The sequence below is a fragment of the Streptacidiphilus sp. PAMC 29251 genome, from assembly GCF_054208735.2.
The window spans coordinates 9,211,625-9,227,301 of the sequence record NZ_CM135725.2 but is presented as its reverse complement, the minus strand read 5'-3'; the positions used below and the strand labels follow the sequence as shown (position 1 = coordinate 9,227,301).

Annotated in this window: 16 protein-coding genes and 1 pseudogene; 6 read left to right on the top strand and 11 right to left on the bottom strand. The window is 71.6% G+C overall.

The features are described 5' to 3' along the window. Window positions 1-96 precede the first annotated feature (96 nt). The 4 genes from ACXKR8_RS44075 to ACXKR8_RS44060 form a co-directional block, all read right to left on the bottom strand. A complete protein-coding gene (locus tag ACXKR8_RS44075) occupies window positions 97-666 on the bottom strand; it encodes a hypothetical protein (RefSeq protein WP_462100103.1) in 570 nt (189 codons plus the stop codon). Further along, window positions 611-1,462 (bottom strand): hypothetical protein, encoded by an 852-nt coding sequence (locus ACXKR8_RS44070; protein WP_462100102.1) that lies wholly within the window; start codon window positions 1,460-1,462, stop codon window positions 611-613. Before ACXKR8_RS44070 ends, ACXKR8_RS44075 begins: the two co-directional genes overlap by 56 nt. 91 nt (window positions 1,463-1,553) lie before the next feature. After that, complete coding sequence (locus ACXKR8_RS44065) at window positions 1,554-2,489, bottom strand: alpha/beta hydrolase (RefSeq protein ID WP_458270148.1); 936 nt, start codon at window positions 2,487-2,489, stop codon at window positions 1,554-1,556. 227 nt (window positions 2,490-2,716) lie between these two features. Next, entirely contained in the window at window positions 2,717-3,592 is an 876-nt protein-coding gene (locus ACXKR8_RS44060) for an AAC(3) family N-acetyltransferase (protein ID WP_458270147.1), read from the bottom strand. A 235-nt stretch (window positions 3,593-3,827) separates the two neighbouring features. On the opposite strand from ACXKR8_RS44060, the gene ACXKR8_RS44055 reads away from it, so the two are divergent. From ACXKR8_RS44055 to ACXKR8_RS44045, 3 genes are all read left to right on the top strand, one after another. Beyond that, window positions 3,828-4,490: a hypothetical protein gene (locus ACXKR8_RS44055; RefSeq protein ID WP_458270146.1), complete on the top strand. Its 663-nt coding sequence runs from the start codon at window positions 3,828-3,830 to the stop codon at window positions 4,488-4,490. Between the two features lie 141 nt (window positions 4,491-4,631). Then, window positions 4,632-5,879: a ricin-type beta-trefoil lectin domain protein gene (locus ACXKR8_RS44050; protein ID WP_458270145.1), complete on the top strand. Its 1,248-nt coding sequence runs from the start codon at window positions 4,632-4,634 to the stop codon at window positions 5,877-5,879. Window positions 5,880-6,072: 193 nt separating this feature from the next. Further along, window positions 6,073-6,504: a hypothetical protein gene (locus tag ACXKR8_RS44045; protein WP_462100101.1), complete on the top strand. Its 432-nt coding sequence runs from the start codon at window positions 6,073-6,075 to the stop codon at window positions 6,502-6,504. Window positions 6,505-6,551: 47 nt separating this feature from the next. Here the strand turns inward: ACXKR8_RS44045 and ACXKR8_RS44040 are convergent, their stop codons facing one another. The 4 genes from ACXKR8_RS44040 to ACXKR8_RS44025 form a co-directional block, all read right to left on the bottom strand. Continuing rightward, window positions 6,552-7,037 (bottom strand): hypothetical protein, encoded by a 486-nt coding sequence (locus ACXKR8_RS44040; protein WP_458270143.1) that lies wholly within the window; start codon window positions 7,035-7,037, stop codon window positions 6,552-6,554. Beyond that, entirely contained in the window at window positions 7,034-7,672 is a 639-nt protein-coding gene (locus ACXKR8_RS44035) for a winged helix-turn-helix domain-containing protein (protein WP_458270142.1), read from the bottom strand. Before ACXKR8_RS44035 ends, ACXKR8_RS44040 begins: the two co-directional genes overlap by 4 nt. Window positions 7,673-7,745: 73 nt before the next feature. Continuing rightward, window positions 7,746-8,273, bottom strand: a complete 528-nt coding sequence (locus ACXKR8_RS44030; protein WP_458270141.1) for a hypothetical protein — start codon at window positions 8,271-8,273, stop codon at window positions 7,746-7,748. Window positions 8,274-8,299: 26 nt separating this feature from the next. Beyond that, a complete protein-coding gene (locus ACXKR8_RS44025; protein ID WP_458270140.1) occupies window positions 8,300-9,511 on the bottom strand; it encodes a cation:proton antiporter in 1,212 nt (403 codons plus the stop codon). Between the two features lie 213 nt (window positions 9,512-9,724). On the opposite strand from ACXKR8_RS44025, the gene ACXKR8_RS44020 reads away from it, so the two are divergent. Then, window positions 9,725-10,159: a nuclear transport factor 2 family protein gene (locus ACXKR8_RS44020; protein WP_458270139.1), complete on the top strand. Its 435-nt coding sequence runs from the start codon at window positions 9,725-9,727 to the stop codon at window positions 10,157-10,159. Window positions 10,160-10,217: 58 nt separating this feature from the next. On the opposite strand, the gene ACXKR8_RS44015 is transcribed toward ACXKR8_RS44020, so the two are convergent. Both ACXKR8_RS44015 and ACXKR8_RS44010 read right to left on the bottom strand, forming a co-directional pair. Then, entirely contained in the window at window positions 10,218-11,447 is a 1,230-nt protein-coding gene (locus tag ACXKR8_RS44015; protein WP_458275236.1) for an SLC13 family permease, read from the bottom strand. Between the two features lie 231 nt (window positions 11,448-11,678). Then, complete coding sequence (locus tag ACXKR8_RS44010) at window positions 11,679-12,296, bottom strand: hypothetical protein (RefSeq protein WP_458270138.1); 618 nt, start codon at window positions 12,294-12,296, stop codon at window positions 11,679-11,681. Between the two features lie 252 nt (window positions 12,297-12,548). Between ACXKR8_RS44010 and ACXKR8_RS44005 the strand changes: the two genes are divergently transcribed. Both ACXKR8_RS44005 and ACXKR8_RS44000 read left to right on the top strand, forming a co-directional pair. Then, entirely contained in the window at window positions 12,549-13,304 is a 756-nt protein-coding gene (locus ACXKR8_RS44005; RefSeq protein WP_458270137.1) for an ANTAR domain-containing protein, read from the top strand. 37 nt (window positions 13,305-13,341) lie between these two features. Continuing rightward, complete coding sequence (locus tag ACXKR8_RS44000) at window positions 13,342-14,058, top strand: GAF and ANTAR domain-containing protein (RefSeq protein WP_458270136.1); 717 nt, start codon at window positions 13,342-13,344, stop codon at window positions 14,056-14,058. 7 nt (window positions 14,059-14,065) lie between these two features. Here the strand turns inward: ACXKR8_RS44000 and ACXKR8_RS43995 are convergent. Continuing rightward, window positions 14,066-15,484 (bottom strand): annotated as a pseudogene (locus ACXKR8_RS43995) (sugar porter family MFS transporter). Between the last annotated feature and the right edge of the window lie 193 nt (window positions 15,485-15,677).

The window sequence follows — 15,677 nt, the reverse complement described above, 5'->3', positions numbered from 1 at the left end:
CGATCCGCCCTGGTCGCACGGTGGGTGGCGGTGGCGTGCACTCCGTTTCCCGGAAAACAATTGGTCTAGGCCATTGTTTCGGACCCTCCGGAGACCCTAGGGTGGCGCGCAGCACCGGTTCACCGAGGTGATCCTTCGCAGCCGGAGCCGGCGTGGACTGCATCGCACCTCGACGATGTCGCCCACACGGTACTTGCCCGACTCCGGCCCAGGGCCCTGCGCCCTGAACAGAAGCTGCGTCGACACGCCCACGTGGAACGACCACGCCAGCCCCGACCCCGGATCCTCGATGGAGGCGCAGTAGTAGATGGTGGTGGTCGGCGGGTCGTCGTCACCGCCGCCCGACTCGTTCTCCCACACGGAGATGATCGGGCCGCGGAACTCGGCCTCCGCGGGCAGCCGCCGCAGGTTCTGGTGCGCACGCAGCCACAGCACGGCCGGGGGCACGGCGATCAGCAGCGCGCCGGCGCAGGCTTCGACCCGGAACACCACTCCGGTGTCATAGCTGGCCGTGAGGCCCAGAACGAGACCCAGGACCAGGACGAGGGCCGCCCCGAGCCCCACCAGGCTGGGCAGGCGGCCCCAGAAGGACCAGCGCAGCGGGCTCGTCTCAACGAGGTGCCAGGTACCGCCGTGGGACGACCAGACCTGTCGGGACTTCGGCATGACCAGTCCGGCCCGGTCCGCCCGGTCCGCCCGGCGCAACCGCAGCAACAGCCGGCGCCCCGACTGGTGCCCCGGGAAGCGGTGCCCGGCGCCGGTCTCCGCACGCCACCACCGCGCGGCCCGCCGCCCGGCGGCGGTGAGCCGGTACGGCCGCTCGCTCCACCGCGTGGGAACAACGGTGAAACACATAGCAGATGAAGATCGCGAGCAGCGGCGCGCCCAGGGCCGGCAGGCGGACCAGACAGAGGTAGATGAACGCCGCCGCGACCAGGCACCTCGCCACGGTCAGAGCCGCGCGCGCACCCCAGTCGTACTCCCCGTCGACCAGGCCGTACGAATCGGCCTCGGTCCGGACGCTGCGGGCGAACGGGCCCCACCAGGCCGAGAAGTCGGCGCCGTCGCCGGGTCCGAGCGCCGCGACCGGTATCCGGCCCGCGCCGGCTGCCGAGCCTCCTGCCGCACCGGCTGCCGCGCGCTGCCGCAGGCGGATCAGCAGCTGGTCGTCGAGGCTCATGGACGTCCGGTGGCGCGGGTTTCCGTCGACCCGCGCCGAGTCGGTCGGCAGGACGGTCACCGTCCCGTCTGCTTCCTCCCGCGCGTCCAGCACCCCTGCTCGGGCCAGGGCCAGCGCCGTCGCCTCGACGGCCTCGGTCGTCAGCCCGCCGCCGCCGAGCAGCAAGTTGACCACAGCGGGATGCAGGCTCCCCCAGGTCGGTGCGGTCCGCCACACCGATGCGCGGTCCTGCCGACGCACGATCAGCTCGACGGTCGCGTAGAGGACCAGACTGACGGCCATCAGCAGCAACGCAAGCAATACGTCCCCCGTGGTGCGGTGTCGTCCATGACCTCCGATGCTGTCACCACGGGCCCCGCCGCTGGCAGCCCGGTCACTTGAAGGCGTCGCGCAGTTGCTCGGCGGCGTACTGCTGGGCGTCGAGGGCGGCGTCGAGCTGTCCGGTCATCGCGAAGAAGCCGTGCGGCATCCCGTCGTAGCGGCGGGCGGAGACCGGGACGCCGGCCGCGCGCAGCGCCTCGGCGTACTGCTCGCCCTCGTCGCGCAGCGGGTCGTACTCGGCGGTGATCACCGTGGCGGGCGGCAGTCCTGACAGGTCGTCGGCCCGCAGCGGCGAGGCCAGCGGGTTGTCCCCGTCCGCGGCCGACTCCAGATAGTGGCCCCAGTACCAGTCCACCGAGCGGCGGTTGAAGAGCATGGGGTCGTCGTTGTCGCGCAGCGAGGCGGTGTCCGCGTGACGGTCGGTGTTGGGGTAGACCAGCAGCTGGTGCCGCAGCTCGGGACCGCCCCGCTCGCGGGCCAGCAGGCTGACGGCGGCGGCGAGGTTGCCGCCGGCGCTGTCGCCGCCGATGGCGATCCGGTCCGGGTCGACACCGAGGATCTCCGCCTGGTCGGCGATCCAGCGCAGGGCGGCCGCGCAGTCCTCCAGCGCGGCGGGGAAGGGGTGCTCCGGGGCCAGCCGGTAGCCGACCGAGGCGGTGACGCAGCCGACGCTGTTGGCGAGCCGACGGCAGATCGCGTCGGAGGTGTCCGGCGAGCCGAGGGTCCAGCCGCCGCCGAAGAGGTAGAGCAGCACCGGGAGCGGCTCCCCGTACAGCTCGGGCCGGTAGAGCCGGAGCGACAACGGGCCGCCGGGGCCGGGGATCCGGCGCTCCTCGACCACGGCGACGGGCTCCGGCGTCCCGGCCGCGGCCTGGATGTCGGCGAGGTCGGCCGCCCTGGCCTGGGCCAGGGTGAGCTCGTAGAGGGGCGGTGCTCCGGATTGAGAGCGCTGCTCTCGCGTAGCCAGGGCCTGCGGGTGAAGTGGCATGGGCGTCCGGTCAGCCTGTTCGTCGTCGGTAGATACGGTCGTGGGTTCAGCCGTCAGTGCGGTCGTCAGGTTCCGTCGTCGGTGCGGACGTCGGTGCGGTCCTCCCCATGTCGGCCTCGACGTAGATGCTCTCACCGGCGCGGAAGGAGGTCTCCAGTTCCGCGACATCCGTCCGGATTCCCTCTCGGAAGAACGGGACACCGTCACCGCACGCCTGCGGGGCCGCGTCACGAGTCGGACCACAGTTCGGGCGGGCAGCAGCCCTGGAGTCTGCGCCTGATGCCAGGGACAGGCCCCGTCGCGCGGTCGGCGAGGTAGCGCTCCATCACCCAGCGCCGAGCTGCGTCGACGGCGGGCACAAGAGGGACCAGGTAGCCGACTGCCGCTCCGACCCGCCCCTCCGCGAAGGGGACCTCGCTGCGGACCAGCTCCCCCATCTCCGGGAAGTGCCCGTGGTCCAGGTCCACGGCTTTGAAGAGCTTCCAGCAGCGCGAGCGGTACTCGGTGGAGACCAGGACAGCGTGCACCCGCACCGGCGGGTTCGGCGGGTAGTACGTGGCGAGGTGGTACGGAGTGAACTTCCAGCTGTCCAGTCCGAGGAGCAGGCCCTGCGCGCGACACTCGTAGAGACGCCCCATCGGGGAGTCCTCACCGAGGTGGCACTCCAGCAGGTGGCCGCGCACGATCGCCTCCGCCCTGGGCCCTGTCGCCGCGAAGGAGGTCTGCGGATGCGCGCTGCGCTGCGCGCCGGGGGTCGTCCTGACGGCCTCCGAGACCGTGTAGCCCGCCTGCGGTGAGCTGGGGGAACGGAGGTTGTCGAAGGGCTCCATCGCGCTCCGGTAGGCGATCTTCCGGGTGAGGTCCATCGCCGCGGTGTCCGCCGCGTATTCCGGCGAACCCAGTGAGTTCTGCGGGGTGGCTGTGCCGACCACGAGCGTGCCCTCCGGACCGAGGACCTCGCGGAGCGCCTCGACGACTGTCTGCGGGCCACCACGGACCTGGCCGATGCTGCGGAGCGACGCCTGCACGAAGAGCACCCCGCCCGGACGGATGCCGAGGCGTCCCAGTTCGTCCACCAGCCGCCCCCGGGCGATCATGTCCATGGACGCGTAACCTCCTTGCAGGGAGCGGGTGTCCACAAGGATCTCCGGCGTGCCCCCGCTGCACCAGACCTGCGCCACACGTCCAACGCACTAGGATCGCCGCACAGGACGACGGTGCGGGGTGGCGGCGTGCTCCGGTGGGCGTGGGAAGAGTTCCGGCTGCAGGAGCCGCCCGAAGCGGAGGGCCACCTGACGGACCTCCACCCCACCGACCCGGACCAGGCCTGGGGGGCGTATGAGCACGACTGGGCGCCGATGGGCCGTGCGGCTGTTGTGGGCGGCGCTCTCGGTGCCGGGAAGTGCGGCGGTGACGGCGTTTGCGTTCGGCCTGGTCTACGGTGCGTCGCTGACGCCCGTCGGGTGGCGGAACGCGCTGGTCCTGGCCTTTGTCGGCGCCCTGGTGATCGGGGGTCTGCTCGGACTGGCGTTCGTCCTGTACGAATGGCGGGAGGCGGACACCGCCGGGGTGCGGGAGATCGCGGTGGCCGGCTGCGTCGCCCTGACCATGCTCTTGTGCTGGAACGCGGTACGCGACCAGGCGTTGCACGACCGCGGCCGCCCCGTCCAGGCGGTCGTGACCGCCCTGCGGGGCAGCTCCGGCGCGGACGACGGAGGAATGGTGGCGACCCTGGCGGACGCCTCCGACCATCGGCTGCTCGGCTCCATCGCCGCAGGGAGTCTCGCTGTCGGTAACCATGTCACCGTCACCGTCGACCCCCGGGGCAGGTACGACGTCAGCGCCGGCTCGCCGCCCGGCAGTCCCGAAGGGCTCTGGGTACTGTCCGCCCTGATCGCCGCGCTTCAGGCCCTGATCGCCGCCAGCATCGGCTTCAGTGCGGCCAGGGCGCGGGAGCCACAGCCGCCCAGGTCCGACGCGGACTCGCCCCCGCGGAAGTAGTTGACCAGACGTCAGAAACCGCTGATGGACTTTCCTAATGACCAAAAAAAAGTCCCTCAAGACGATTGCACGACAGGGTCACAGGTGCTTCGATCTCGTTAATCAGCATTACTAACCGATTGACGGAGGCTCCCCACCGCCATGTCATCGACCCGTACGCGCCTGGCTGTAGGCATCGCCGCAGCCCTCGCGCTCGCCACCCCGCTCGCCATCGCGAACGCCGACGCCGCGACGACCCCCACCGCCGTCACGGCAAACGCGGCAGCCGCACCGGCCGCCGCCCCGGCCTCCACCTCGTACACGGCCGCCCAGGTGCTGGCCGGCGTCCAGCAGAACTCGACCGCCGCGACCCAGGTCAACACCAAGCCCCACATCAACACCATGACGCGGGCTCAGAACGTGAACGTGTACCAGGTCGCGACGGGCGTCTACGCCTACACCTCCAGCATGGCCATCGACGACGACGGCGTCGATCCCGATCCCGATCCCGACCACCAGGGCGACACGACCTGGCAGGACAGCAACGGCCAGTCCCTGGCCGCGCACCACGTGCCGTTCTACGTGCTGGGCGACGACTGCTGGGACCGCACGTCCCCGTGCCCGCACTTCTACTACAAGGAACACGGCATGTCGGGCCGTCAGTTCGCGCTGATGTTCTACAACGGCAAGGTCATCGGCTCGATCTTCGGCGACACCCAGACCGCGAACAACCAGACCACCTCGGACAACGACTCGCGCGAACTGGGCGAGGCGTCCGTCAAGGCAGCCAGCCTGTTGGGCATCCCCAGCAGCGGCACCACCGGCGGCGTGGACAACGGCGTGACCGTGGTCATGTTCTCCGGTCCGTCCTGGGTCGTGAACGGCGCCAACGCCAACCTGAACGACAACGCCCAGGCCCTGGTCCAGAAGGCCCTGGACAGCCTCGGCGCAAGTTTCGGGGGCACGCCGCCCACGTCCCCGCCGCCCACGTCCCCGCCGCCCACCACCCCGCCGCCCGGCGGTGGCGGCACCGGCCAGATCACCGGCTACGGCGGCAAGTGCGTCGACCTGGCCGGAGCCGGCACCGCCAACGGCACCGCGGTGCAGCTCTACACCTGCAACGGCACCGGGGCCCAGAGTTGGACAGTAGCGTCCAACAACACCCTTCAGGCGTTGGGCAAGTGCATGGACGTCACCGCGGCCGGCACCGCCAACGGCACCAAGGTCCAGCTCTACGACTGCAACGGCACTGCCTCGCAGGTCTGGCAGCACCAGAGCAACGGCGAACTGCTCAACCCGCAGTCCGGCAAGTGCCTGGACGCCACCGGGCCCAGCTCCGCCAACGGCACCCGGCTGCAGATCTGGACCTGCAGCGACGGCGCCAACCAGCAGTGGAGCCTCCCCAGCTGACGCAGCGTCATCTCACAGTAGGCCATGCAGCGGCGCGGCTGACGACCCCCGGAGCAGGGACCGTCAGCCGCGCCGCCGCGTCCGGCCCGGAGCGTCGAATTGGTTTAGTCCACACCCTTGCGCCATAGGCGGCCTGACGCCATTTTAGTTGTGTACTTGTCAGGGAAGTGCCGTCAGCCTCGGAGGAGATCAGATGTCCCGCAGGGTTCGCAGGGTGTCGGCCGCGGCAGCGGCCTGTCTCGGTCTGCTCGTCGGCGCCGCCGGTGTCGCGTCGGCGGCCCCGAGCTCGAGTGCGGGCGCAAGCGCCGGCGTCAACGCGGTCTCACCGACGGCCTGTTCGGGCGTTGTGCAGATCACCGCCTTCGCCTTTCATCCGCCCCGGGTGCCCGCCGGGCAGACCTCTCCCGCCGAGCTGACCCTGAAGAACTGCACCGCGGCGACCCAGCAGGTGAACGAGACCTGGCTGGGACGCTTCAGCGGCTCCTCCACCGGGATCCCCGCCGGCTGCCCGGTGCTCGACCCGTTCCTGCGGCCGGTCACCCTCGCCCCCCACGCGAAGACCACCACCAGCACCACCTACAACTACCCACCGGCTGCACGGCCACCCAACTCGCCGTCACCGTGACCGTCACCAACCAGAGCGGCACCGTCCTCGCCCAGCAGACCGCCACCCTACGCATCGGCTGAACCGCCCGCCCCTCCCGGGTCCTGCCGGGCGGCCCCTCCCGGGTCCTGCCGGGCGGCCCCTCCCGGGTGCTGCCCGGCGACCCCTCCCGGGTGCTGCCGGGCAGGGCCCGGGAGTTCACGGAGCCCCGGCAGGGGTGAGGGCAGCAGCCACAGGAACGAGGCGAGGGCGCCGACGACGGCCACCCACAGCGTGGGACGCAGTCCGATGCTGCTGGCCAGCCCGCCTGCGACGAGCGAACCCAACGGCCGCATACCGAAGTTGACGGTCCGGTAGGCGCCGAAGACGCGGGAGCGCAGGGCGTCGGGAACGATCGCCGCGGCGTCGGCATGGACGGCGAGGACCGCGACCAGCGGAATGGCCAGGGCGGAGATCTGGTCGCCGAGGCCGGACACGGTCTTCCCGGTCCAGTAGCGGCGGAAGACCGTGTCCCGCAGCAGCTCCGGCAGCCGGAGCCGCGCCCCGGATATCACGCGTCGGCGCCGCTCTGAGCAGCGGCGTCACCAGGCGCGGCCGCGTCGCTCGGAAAGGCGAGGTGCAGCAGCGAGACCGGCCTGGAGCCGGTCGGCCGCTTGCCGGCGTCGCCGAGCCGGTCCAGGTAGGGCCGCATCAGGTCCTGGATCCCGTCGCCCAGCTCCTGCAGTTCCGCGGCGGTCAAATACAGCATGCTGTCGCCGAAGTGCGCCGCCTCGCGCCATGCGGACGGCTCGGCCGCCCGCGCCCGCAGCCAATTCGCGGTGAGCTCGAAGTACCGCTGGGCGATCGCCAGTTGCAGTGCCTCCGTGGCAGCGGCGGCGGCCGGGTCGTCGGTCTCGGCGTCCCAACTGGTGAACATCGCGGTGGCCTGCCACGGCTTCTCCCGGCCCTGTCCGCCTCCGGCCAGCTCCACCAGGCCGTACTTGGCCAGCTGGCGCAGGTGGAACGAGCAGCTGGCGACGCTCTCCCCGGTGGCCCGGGCCGCCTGCGTGGCCGTCATCGGGCCGTCCCGGCGCAGCAGGCCGACGATGGCCATCCGGGTCGGATGGGCGTAGGCACGCAGCGCCCTGGGGTCGGTGAGTCGAACGGCGGGGAGCGGGCTCCGGTTCTGGCTGTGGTTCTGGTCGGCCATGATGTAAAGCTATCTTTAGAAAGAAGTCTTTACAAGCACCCGAAGCCAGATCCGGAGCCAGATCCGGGAAGCGTCAGCCCAGATCAGGCCCCGCGTCCCGGACCTGCTCCACCGTGCGCATGGCCTCGCGCAGGTCCGCGAGCCAGGTCTCGGCCCGCTCGCCGACCTGGCGCACGCACCACCCCAGCGCGTCGCTGCGGCTGCGGGCCACCCCGGCGTCGACCAGGGTGTCCAGCAGCTGCCGCTCGCTCTGCCGGAGCCTGGTCATCACCGGCACCGAGAGGGTGGTGAACATCTGCACCGAGTCACCGCAGCGCACCCCCCAGGACACCTTGCGTCCGAACGCGTGCTCGGCCTCGGCCGCGACGTCGATCCGCGCCTGCCGGGTGCGCTCGCGGAACTCCTTGACCCGCCCGGCGACGGCCGCCGCACGCTCCGCCCCGGAGGCGTCCTCGGCGGTCTCGGGGACCGGGATCCGTCCGACGATGGTGATCTCCTCGCGGTCGACGGTCACCTCCGGCGGCCCGTCGTACAGCCCCTCGGGCAGCCGTCCGGTGAACCAGCCCCGCAACTTCTCTGTGAGTGCATGTCCTGTCGTCATGTATTTATGATTACACAGTTACAAGATTAGGCAAGAGGCTTGGAGTCCTTGCCGGCCTTCGCATCCGCCCCTGCACCGGCGGTCAGGCCGGCCCGTACCGCGACCGACCCCGCAACCGTCGCGGCGGCGATGGTGACCAGCGCGCCGAGCATCAGCGCCGCGGCCTCCCCCGGCGCGAGCAGCCCCAGCTGCGAACCCAGCGTCGCCGCCGCGACCGGCACCCCCAGCTGGGCAGCCGCCAGCACGCCCACGGCCAGCGGCTGACCGGTCGCCCGCACGGCGGCGTGCACCACGACCGCGCCGAGGCCGAGGGTCAGCCCGAGCAGGATGAACGAGGGGTGGTGGGCCAGCTGGCGCAGGTCGAGCGAGGCCCCGAGCCAGAGGAAGAACAGCGGCCCGAGGAAGCCCTCGGTCAGCGCGAAGAGCTGCCTGGCCAGCCGTCTCGGCTCACCGATCGCCGCGACCACCAGGCCGAAGGAGAACCCGGCCAGCATGATCGACACATGCGTCCGCACCGCGAGGGCGGCCAGGGCGAACAGGATCACCAGGCTGATCCGCAGCTCCAGCGCGAACCGGCGCTCCTCGGACAGCTGGTGCAACCGCCGCCGGTAGCCCCGCTGCTCCAGCCACCGCAGCACGAAGAACAGCACCACCGCGCCGCCGACCACCGCCAGCGCCCCCAGCGCCGCCCGCGCGGCATGGTGCGGATCGATGACCAGCGGCAGCGCCACGATGCAGGCGGTGTCGGCGACGGCCACCTGCGGCAGCAGCTGCAGCACCGCGGCGCCGCCCAGCGACAGCGAGTCCACGATCGGCAGCACCAGCGCCGCCGACGAGGACGCCATCAGCACCCCGTACAGCGCCGGGTGCCCGGTGTCGAAGATCCGGGCCACGGCGATGCCCGCCCCGGCCGCCAGCACCCCCACCCCGAGCGCACGCAGCACCCCGGTCCGCAGCCCGGCCCGCAGACTGGGCTCCCGCACCGGGACCCGCGCCCCGGCCACGAACATGATCAGCGCGAACCCGATGTCCGCCAGGAAGGTGAACGTGCCGTTACCCGCGTCCAGGTAGCCGATCGCGGTCGGCCCCAGCAGCACCCCGGCGACCAGCTCCCCCAGCACCACCGGCAGCGCCCACCGCCGCGGCAGCGCCAGCAGCGGACCGAGCAGCGCCGCGAACGAGATCACGGCCAGCGTCGCGAACCCCACGGGCAGGACCTCCTCGAACGGCAACGCCACTGACGAATGATCAGCTCACGTTAGCGCGGCGCCCCCGGCGCCGGCCCGATGCTCGCGGAGGACCTCAGCGACCGGGCCGGCCCCGGCCGGCCAGGGCTGGTACACCAATGTGCCTCTGGAACATCGAAGTGCCTTCTTTCGCCGGCTCAGTCGGCCGTCGATCATGTCCTCAGGATCACCTCGTGCACCGAGCCGGAAGGCGGCCCCCGTCCCGTGCTGGAAGAACTCGCAGACCGTGCCGCGATCGTGGACGCCGCCGTCGCCTACGCGACAGCCGTGGACGCCGGGGACTGGGCGCGGCTGGGCACGCTGTTCACCGACGACGCCTGCTGGGAGTACAGCGGTGGCGGCGAACGGGTGGTCGGGCCCGCCGCGATCGTCGCCAGGATCAGCAGCAGTGTGGGGCGGTTCAACGCCACCCACCACCTCAACGGCAACCATGTCGCCGCGGTGCACGGCGACGAGGCCGAGCACACCTGTTACTACCAGGCCCAGCACGTCCGGCTCGGCCTGCCCGGCGGCGAGAGGTTCCTCGCCGGGGGCCGCTACGACGACCGGCTGCGCCGGACCCCGGACGGATGGCGGTTCACCCACCGCCGGATCACCAACATCTGGAGCGAGGGAAACCCCGCCGTGATCACCTCCTGACCCCGAAGGCCGCCGCAGGCCGCCGCCCGATTGGAGCAGAACGACCGGTAGTGGCGGTCTACTGGGTCAGCCGCAGCATCGCCCACAGTGCGGTGGTGGCCGCGGCCAGGGTGAGCGGGACGGTGCAGAGGCCGAGCCGGGTGAAGGTGCGCAGGTCGGCCTGGGAGCCGTGGTCGTGCAGGATCCGCCGCCAGAGCAGGGTGGCCAGCGAACCGGCGTAGGTGAGGTTGGGCCCCAGGTTCACCCCGATCAGCGCGGCCAGCACCGGCCCGGGGCCGCCGGAGGCGAGGATCGGCAGCAGCGCCAGGATCGCGGGCAGGTTGTTGATGGCGTTGGCCAGCACCGCGGCGACCGCGGCGACCGCGAGCAGGGCCGGCAGGCTGGACCCGTCCGGGAGCAGCCCGCCCGCGGCGCTGTCGAGGCCGTGCTCGACCACCGCCTTGACCACCACCCCCAGCGCCAGGACGAACAGGCAGAACAGCGGGGAGGCCGCGCCGACCAGCACGCGTGCGGTGGTGCGGCGGCGGGCCAGTGCCCGGACCGCCAGGACCAGCGCCCCGCCCAGCGCGGCCCAGGCCGGGTTGACCCCGACGAAGGAGGTGACCACGAAGCCGGCCAGGGTCAGCCCCAGGACGACCAGGGTGAAGCGGGGCATCGGGACCGGCTCGGCCTGCTCGGGCGAGCCGCCGGAGACTGCCAGGTCGGTGCGGAAGAAGCGCCGGAAGACCGCGTACTCCAGGCCGATCACCAGCAGCCAGGCCGGGGCCATCAGCACCGCGAAGCGGGTGAAGGCCAGGCCGCTGGCGGTGAAGGCCAGCAGGTTGGTCAGATTGGAGACCGGGAGCAGCAGCGAGGCGGTGTTCGCCAGGTGCGCGGTGGCATAGACATGCGGACGGGTGCGGGCGCCGACCCGGGCGGCGGAGGCGAAGATCACCGGCGTGAGCAGCACCACCGTGGCGTCCAGGCTCAGTACCGCGGTGGTCACCGAGGCCACCGCGAACACCCCGCCGAGCAGCCGCACCGGGCTGCCGTGGCAGGCCCGCGCCACCAGATCCCCGGCCGCCTTGAACAGGCCCTCGTCAGCGCAGAGGTGCGCCAGCACCAGCACCGCCGCGAGGAAGCCCACCACCGGCAGCAGGGTCCGGATCTGCTCCCAGGCCTGCCCGGGGGTCACCACCCCGAGCGCCACCACCAGCCCGGCCGCGGGCACCGCGGCGGCGGCCTCCGGCCACCCCCGGGGCCGGACCACGGCGAATCCGAGCACCCCCAGCAACAGGACCACGGACAGGCCCTCGGCGAGAGCGGAATTCAGGGGGTACTCCTCGGATAGCAGCGGACCGGCGAAAGCCGCAGGTCAGCCTAGAGCAAACAGCACCGAACCAGCGCCGTGGCGCGGCGCTGGGAGGCGACTACCCCGCGATCCGGAGATGATGCCCAGCGTCGCGCCATGAGCGGTGGAACGGTGATGCGGTGGTGCGGCGGTGAGGTGAGGTGACAAAGCGGTGGCGCGGCGTGGCGGTCAGCGCAGCCAGGGGTTGCGGTTGACGACGGGCAGCCGGGCCCAGCGGCCGCCGAGGCTGAAGGCGGTGCCCAGGGTGGTCGCGGCGAGGGCGATCATGATGGCGGCGAACATCACGTGGTAGTCGACCAGCGGGTTGCTCGACGAACTGGGCGAGCCATTGGCCAGGTGCCGGGCGGGCGGCCACTCGGCCAGCCACATGAACGCCATCATCGCCGTCCCGCCCACCGCGGTGAGCCGGAGGGCCACCCCGCTGACCAGACCGACGCCGAGGCCGAGCATGCCCAGCATGAACAGCCAGTCGACCAGTCCGGAGCCGGCCCAGGAGTGGAACACCGACTGCATCGGTCCGGCGGCCACGCCGCTGAGGAAGCCCTTGGTCGGCGAGCCCCCGTTGACCCAGCTCTTGGCGGACGGGGTCGCGTAGCCCCAGCCGAAGGCCTTGTCGAAGAAGGCCCACAGGAAGACGAAGCCGAGCAGCACCCGCGTCCCGGCGAAGGCGCAGCGCGCGGCGACCCCGACCCCGGACTCGCTGCCCACCCGTGCCGCCCCGGCCGCCGCCGGCCGAGTGACTCCGCGGTCCCGTGCGTTCTGCTCTGTGTGCTGGTGGACTGCCATGGTGTCCGTCCCTTCGGAGGTGCGCTGTTTGCTTCCGGGTTCAATGTCCCGCCGCGGCGGGTCCCTCCGCAGGGGGGCGAGCGGCCCCGGCGCTGGGCCGAACGGCCCTCCCTGCCGGGACCGTTGGAGCCGCCGGGGTCCGTTGGAACGCCAGGGCCGCCGGGCCCGTCAGCGGCTGCCCCGACCAGCACCGGGGCTATGCTCAGGCCGACACCCGTCTCCGCCCCTGCCAGCTCTGTGAAGTGAGGGGCCATGCCAGGCAACCGCTCGGCGCGGATCGCGGTGCTGGTGGCCGAGCAGGCCGCACACCGCGGCGCACCGGTCGGGGTCCTGGACGTCTGCACCGCGGCGGTGGCGGCGCTGCCGATCGGGGGCGCCGGAGTGTCGGCGATGTCCCCCAGCGTGGCCGCCTATCCGCTGTGCAGCACCGACGACGTCAGCGAACGGCTGGAGGAGCTGCAGCTGACGCTGGGTGAGGGGCCGTGCGTGGACGCCTTCGCCCAGGCGGCGACGGTGTGGACCAGGGATCTGCGGACCGCTGACGCCCTGGGCCGCTGGCCGGTGTTCGCCCCCGCCGCGATGGACGCGGGGGCCCGGGCGGTCTTCGCGTTCCCGCTGCAGATCGGCGCGATCAGCCCCGGCGTCCTCGACCTGTACTCACCGCTGCCGCTGCTGCTCAGCCCGGAGCAGCTGGCCGACGCGATGGCCTTCGCCGACAGCGCGACCCTGGTCCTGCTCAACACCAGGGCCGCGGGGCGGGACGGGCTCGCCGCCGGACACGAGCGGGAGAAGGGCGGCTACCGCGCCGAGATCGACCAGGCCACCGGCATGCTCACCGGACAGATGGACGTCGGCATCGAGGAGGCGTTCATCCGCCTGCGCGCCTATGCCTACGCGAACAACCGCCGCCTGTCCGAGGTCGCCGCGGATGTGGTCAGCCGCCGGCTGCGCTTCACTGCGGACAGCGACCCCACTCCGCCACCGAACTCCGCCACCGAACCAGGATGACCGCCGTGAAGGACGACTGCCATGAAGGATGACTGCCATGAATGAACAGCTGCTCGCCCGAACCTTTGTGGAACTGGCCGACAACCTCGTCGCCGACTTCGACCTGATCGACTTCCTCCGGCTGCTCACCGACCGCTGTGTGGGGGTGCTGGGGGCGAGCGCGGCCGGCGTTCTGCTCGCCGACCGCGACGGGGAGTTGCGGGTGATGGCCGCGTCCAACGAGCAGGCCCGGCTGCTGGAGTTGTTCCAGTTGCAGAACGACGAGGGCCCCTGCCTGGAGTGCTACCGCACCGGGGTCGCGGTGACGATCCCGGACCTCGCCACCGAGGCCGACCGTTGGCCCCGGTTCGTCGCCCAGGCCCAACGCAGCGGATTCACCGCGGTCCAGGCACTGCCGATGCGGCTGCGGGACGAGGTGATCGGCGCCCTGAACCTGTTCAGCGCAGGACCCGCGGTGTCCGACCCGGCCGCGATCCCGCTGGGCCAGGCCCTGGCCGACGTCGCCACCATCAGCCTGCTGCAACAGCGTTCGACCCAGCTCAGCACCCTGCTCAACGAGCAGTTGCAGACCGCCCTGAACAGCCGGGTGGTACTGGAACAGGCCAAGCGCAAACTCGCCGAACGCCTCAACATCGACATGGAGCAGGCGTTCACCGCACTGCGCGGCTACGCCCGCTCCCACCAGCGGCGCCTGTCCGACGTCGCACTGGCCTTCGTCAACGGCACCGATCCCCTTGCAGAGCTGACTCTCTGACGGGACGTCAGCCCATGGACTCCAGGGTTCGGCCCTTGGTCTCCTTGACGAAGAAGTAGACGAAGGGGATCGAGAGCAGGGCGAAGCAGGCGTAGACGACGTAGGTGGCCGACAGGTTCCAGTCCGAGAGGCTCGGAAAGCTCACCGTGATCAGCCAGTTGGCGAGCCACTGGGCGGACGCGGCCACGGACAGGGCCAGTGCGCGGATCCGGTTCGGGAACATCTCGCCGAGCAGCACCCAGACCACCACGCCCCAGGAGAAGGCGAAGCAGAGGACGAAGACATGCGCGGCGACCAGGGCGATCACGGCCTGGGTGTTGGGCAGGGTGGCGGACGTCCCGGTGCCGTGGCGGTAGGAGAAGGCCCAGGCGGCGGTGGCCAGCGCGACGGCCATCCCGGCCGAGCCGGCCAGCGCGAGCGGGCGGCGGCCGATCCGGTCGACCAGGGCGATCGCGATGACCGTGCCGATGATGTTGACCAGCGAGGTGGAGACGCTGATCAGCAGCGAGTTGCCGGCGTTGATACCCACCGACTGCCACAGCAGCGAGGAGTAGTAGAAGATCACGTTGATGCCGACGAACTGCTGGAACACCGAGGCGCCGATGCCGATCCAGATGATGGTCTTCAGCCCGGCCCGTCCCCGAGCAGGTCGCGCAGCCTGGACTTGTGCTCCCCCGCCATGACCCCCTGGATCTCCGCGATCCGGGCGTCAGGATCGCTCTCCGGGCCCTCGACGTCGAGCAGCACCTGACGCGCCCCGGTGAGCTTCCCGACCGAGATCAGGAAGCGCGGGGACTCCGGGATCACATAGGACATCACCAAGTAGACCAGGGCCGGGACGGTCTCCACGCCGAGCATCCACTGCCAGGCCTGGATGCCGGCGATCGGGTCGTTGGGGCTGCCGCCGGCGCCCTCGTTCAGCGCGTAGTTGACGAGCTGGGAGATGAAGATCCCGAGCACGATCGCGGCCTGCTGGAACGACGCCAACCGGCCCCTGATGGCCGGCGGGGCGATCTCGGCGATGTAGGCGGGGGCGATCACCGAGGCCATGCCGATGGCGATGCCGCCGACCACGCGCCAGACGCCGAGCACAACGATGTTGGGCGGGAACATGGACCCGACGCCGCTGATGGCGAAGAGCACGGCCGCGATCTGCATGACCTTGATCCGGCCGATCCGGTCGCCGAGCCAGCCCGCGCCCATCGCGCCGACGGCGGAGCCGAGCAGCGCGGAGGACACCACCAGCGCGGTCTCGCCGCTGCCGACGGCGAAATGCTTTCTGGATGCCGGTGACGGCACCGCTGATGACCGAACTGTCGTAGCCGAAGAGGAATCCGCCCATCGCGGCGGCAGCGGCGATGAAGACGACGCGGCGCAGGCTGCCTTCGGCGGCGACGGGGGACGGGGGTGCGGCGGTGCTGGTGATGGGGTGCTCCCGAATATGGTGACGCCCGACGCAGAGCCGGGCTTTGGCCACGTCGGGGTCCGGGACGCAGCCACCACCCTAGCCCCGCCGGGCACTTCGGCGCCGAACTGCGGGGAACCGGAAATCCGGCGACTCGTGGTAACGACACCGACACGTGCGGAAGCTATGCTGAAGTGGACGTCCCAGACCCCGG

Bases quoted from the DNA above. Each gene is read 5' to 3' on its own strand.
- ACXKR8_RS44075 (WP_462100103.1), bottom strand. From the start codon at position 666: ATGCCGAAGTCCCGACAGGTCTGGTCGTCCCACGGCGGTACCTGGCAC.
- ACXKR8_RS44070 (WP_462100102.1), bottom strand. From the start codon at position 1,462: ATGGCCGTCAGTCTGGTCCTCTACGCGACCGTCGAGCTGATCGTGCGT.
- ACXKR8_RS44065 (WP_458270148.1), bottom strand. From the start codon at position 2,489: ATGCCACTTCACCCGCAGGCCCTGGCTACGCGAGAGCAGCGCTCTCAA.
- ACXKR8_RS44060 (WP_458270147.1), bottom strand. From the start codon at position 3,592: ATGGACATGATCGCCCGGGGGCGGCTGGTGGACGAACTGGGACGCCTC.
- ACXKR8_RS44055 (WP_458270146.1), top strand. From the start codon at position 3,828: ATGAGCACGACTGGGCGCCGATGGGCCGTGCGGCTGTTGTGGGCGGCG.
- ACXKR8_RS44050 (WP_458270145.1), top strand. From the start codon at position 4,632: ATGTCATCGACCCGTACGCGCCTGGCTGTAGGCATCGCCGCAGCCCTC.
- ACXKR8_RS44045 (WP_462100101.1), top strand. From the start codon at position 6,073: ATGTCCCGCAGGGTTCGCAGGGTGTCGGCCGCGGCAGCGGCCTGTCTC.
- ACXKR8_RS44035 (WP_458270142.1), bottom strand. From the start codon at position 7,672: ATGGCCGACCAGAACCACAGCCAGAACCGGAGCCCGCTCCCCGCCGTT.
- ACXKR8_RS44030 (WP_458270141.1), bottom strand. From the start codon at position 8,273: ATGACGACAGGACATGCACTCACAGAGAAGTTGCGGGGCTGGTTCACC.
- ACXKR8_RS44010 (WP_458270138.1), bottom strand. From the start codon at position 12,296: ATGGCAGTCCACCAGCACACAGAGCAGAACGCACGGGACCGCGGAGTC.
- ACXKR8_RS44005 (WP_458270137.1), top strand. From the start codon at position 12,549: ATGCCAGGCAACCGCTCGGCGCGGATCGCGGTGCTGGTGGCCGAGCAG.
- ACXKR8_RS44000 (WP_458270136.1), top strand. From the start codon at position 13,342: ATGAATGAACAGCTGCTCGCCCGAACCTTTGTGGAACTGGCCGACAAC.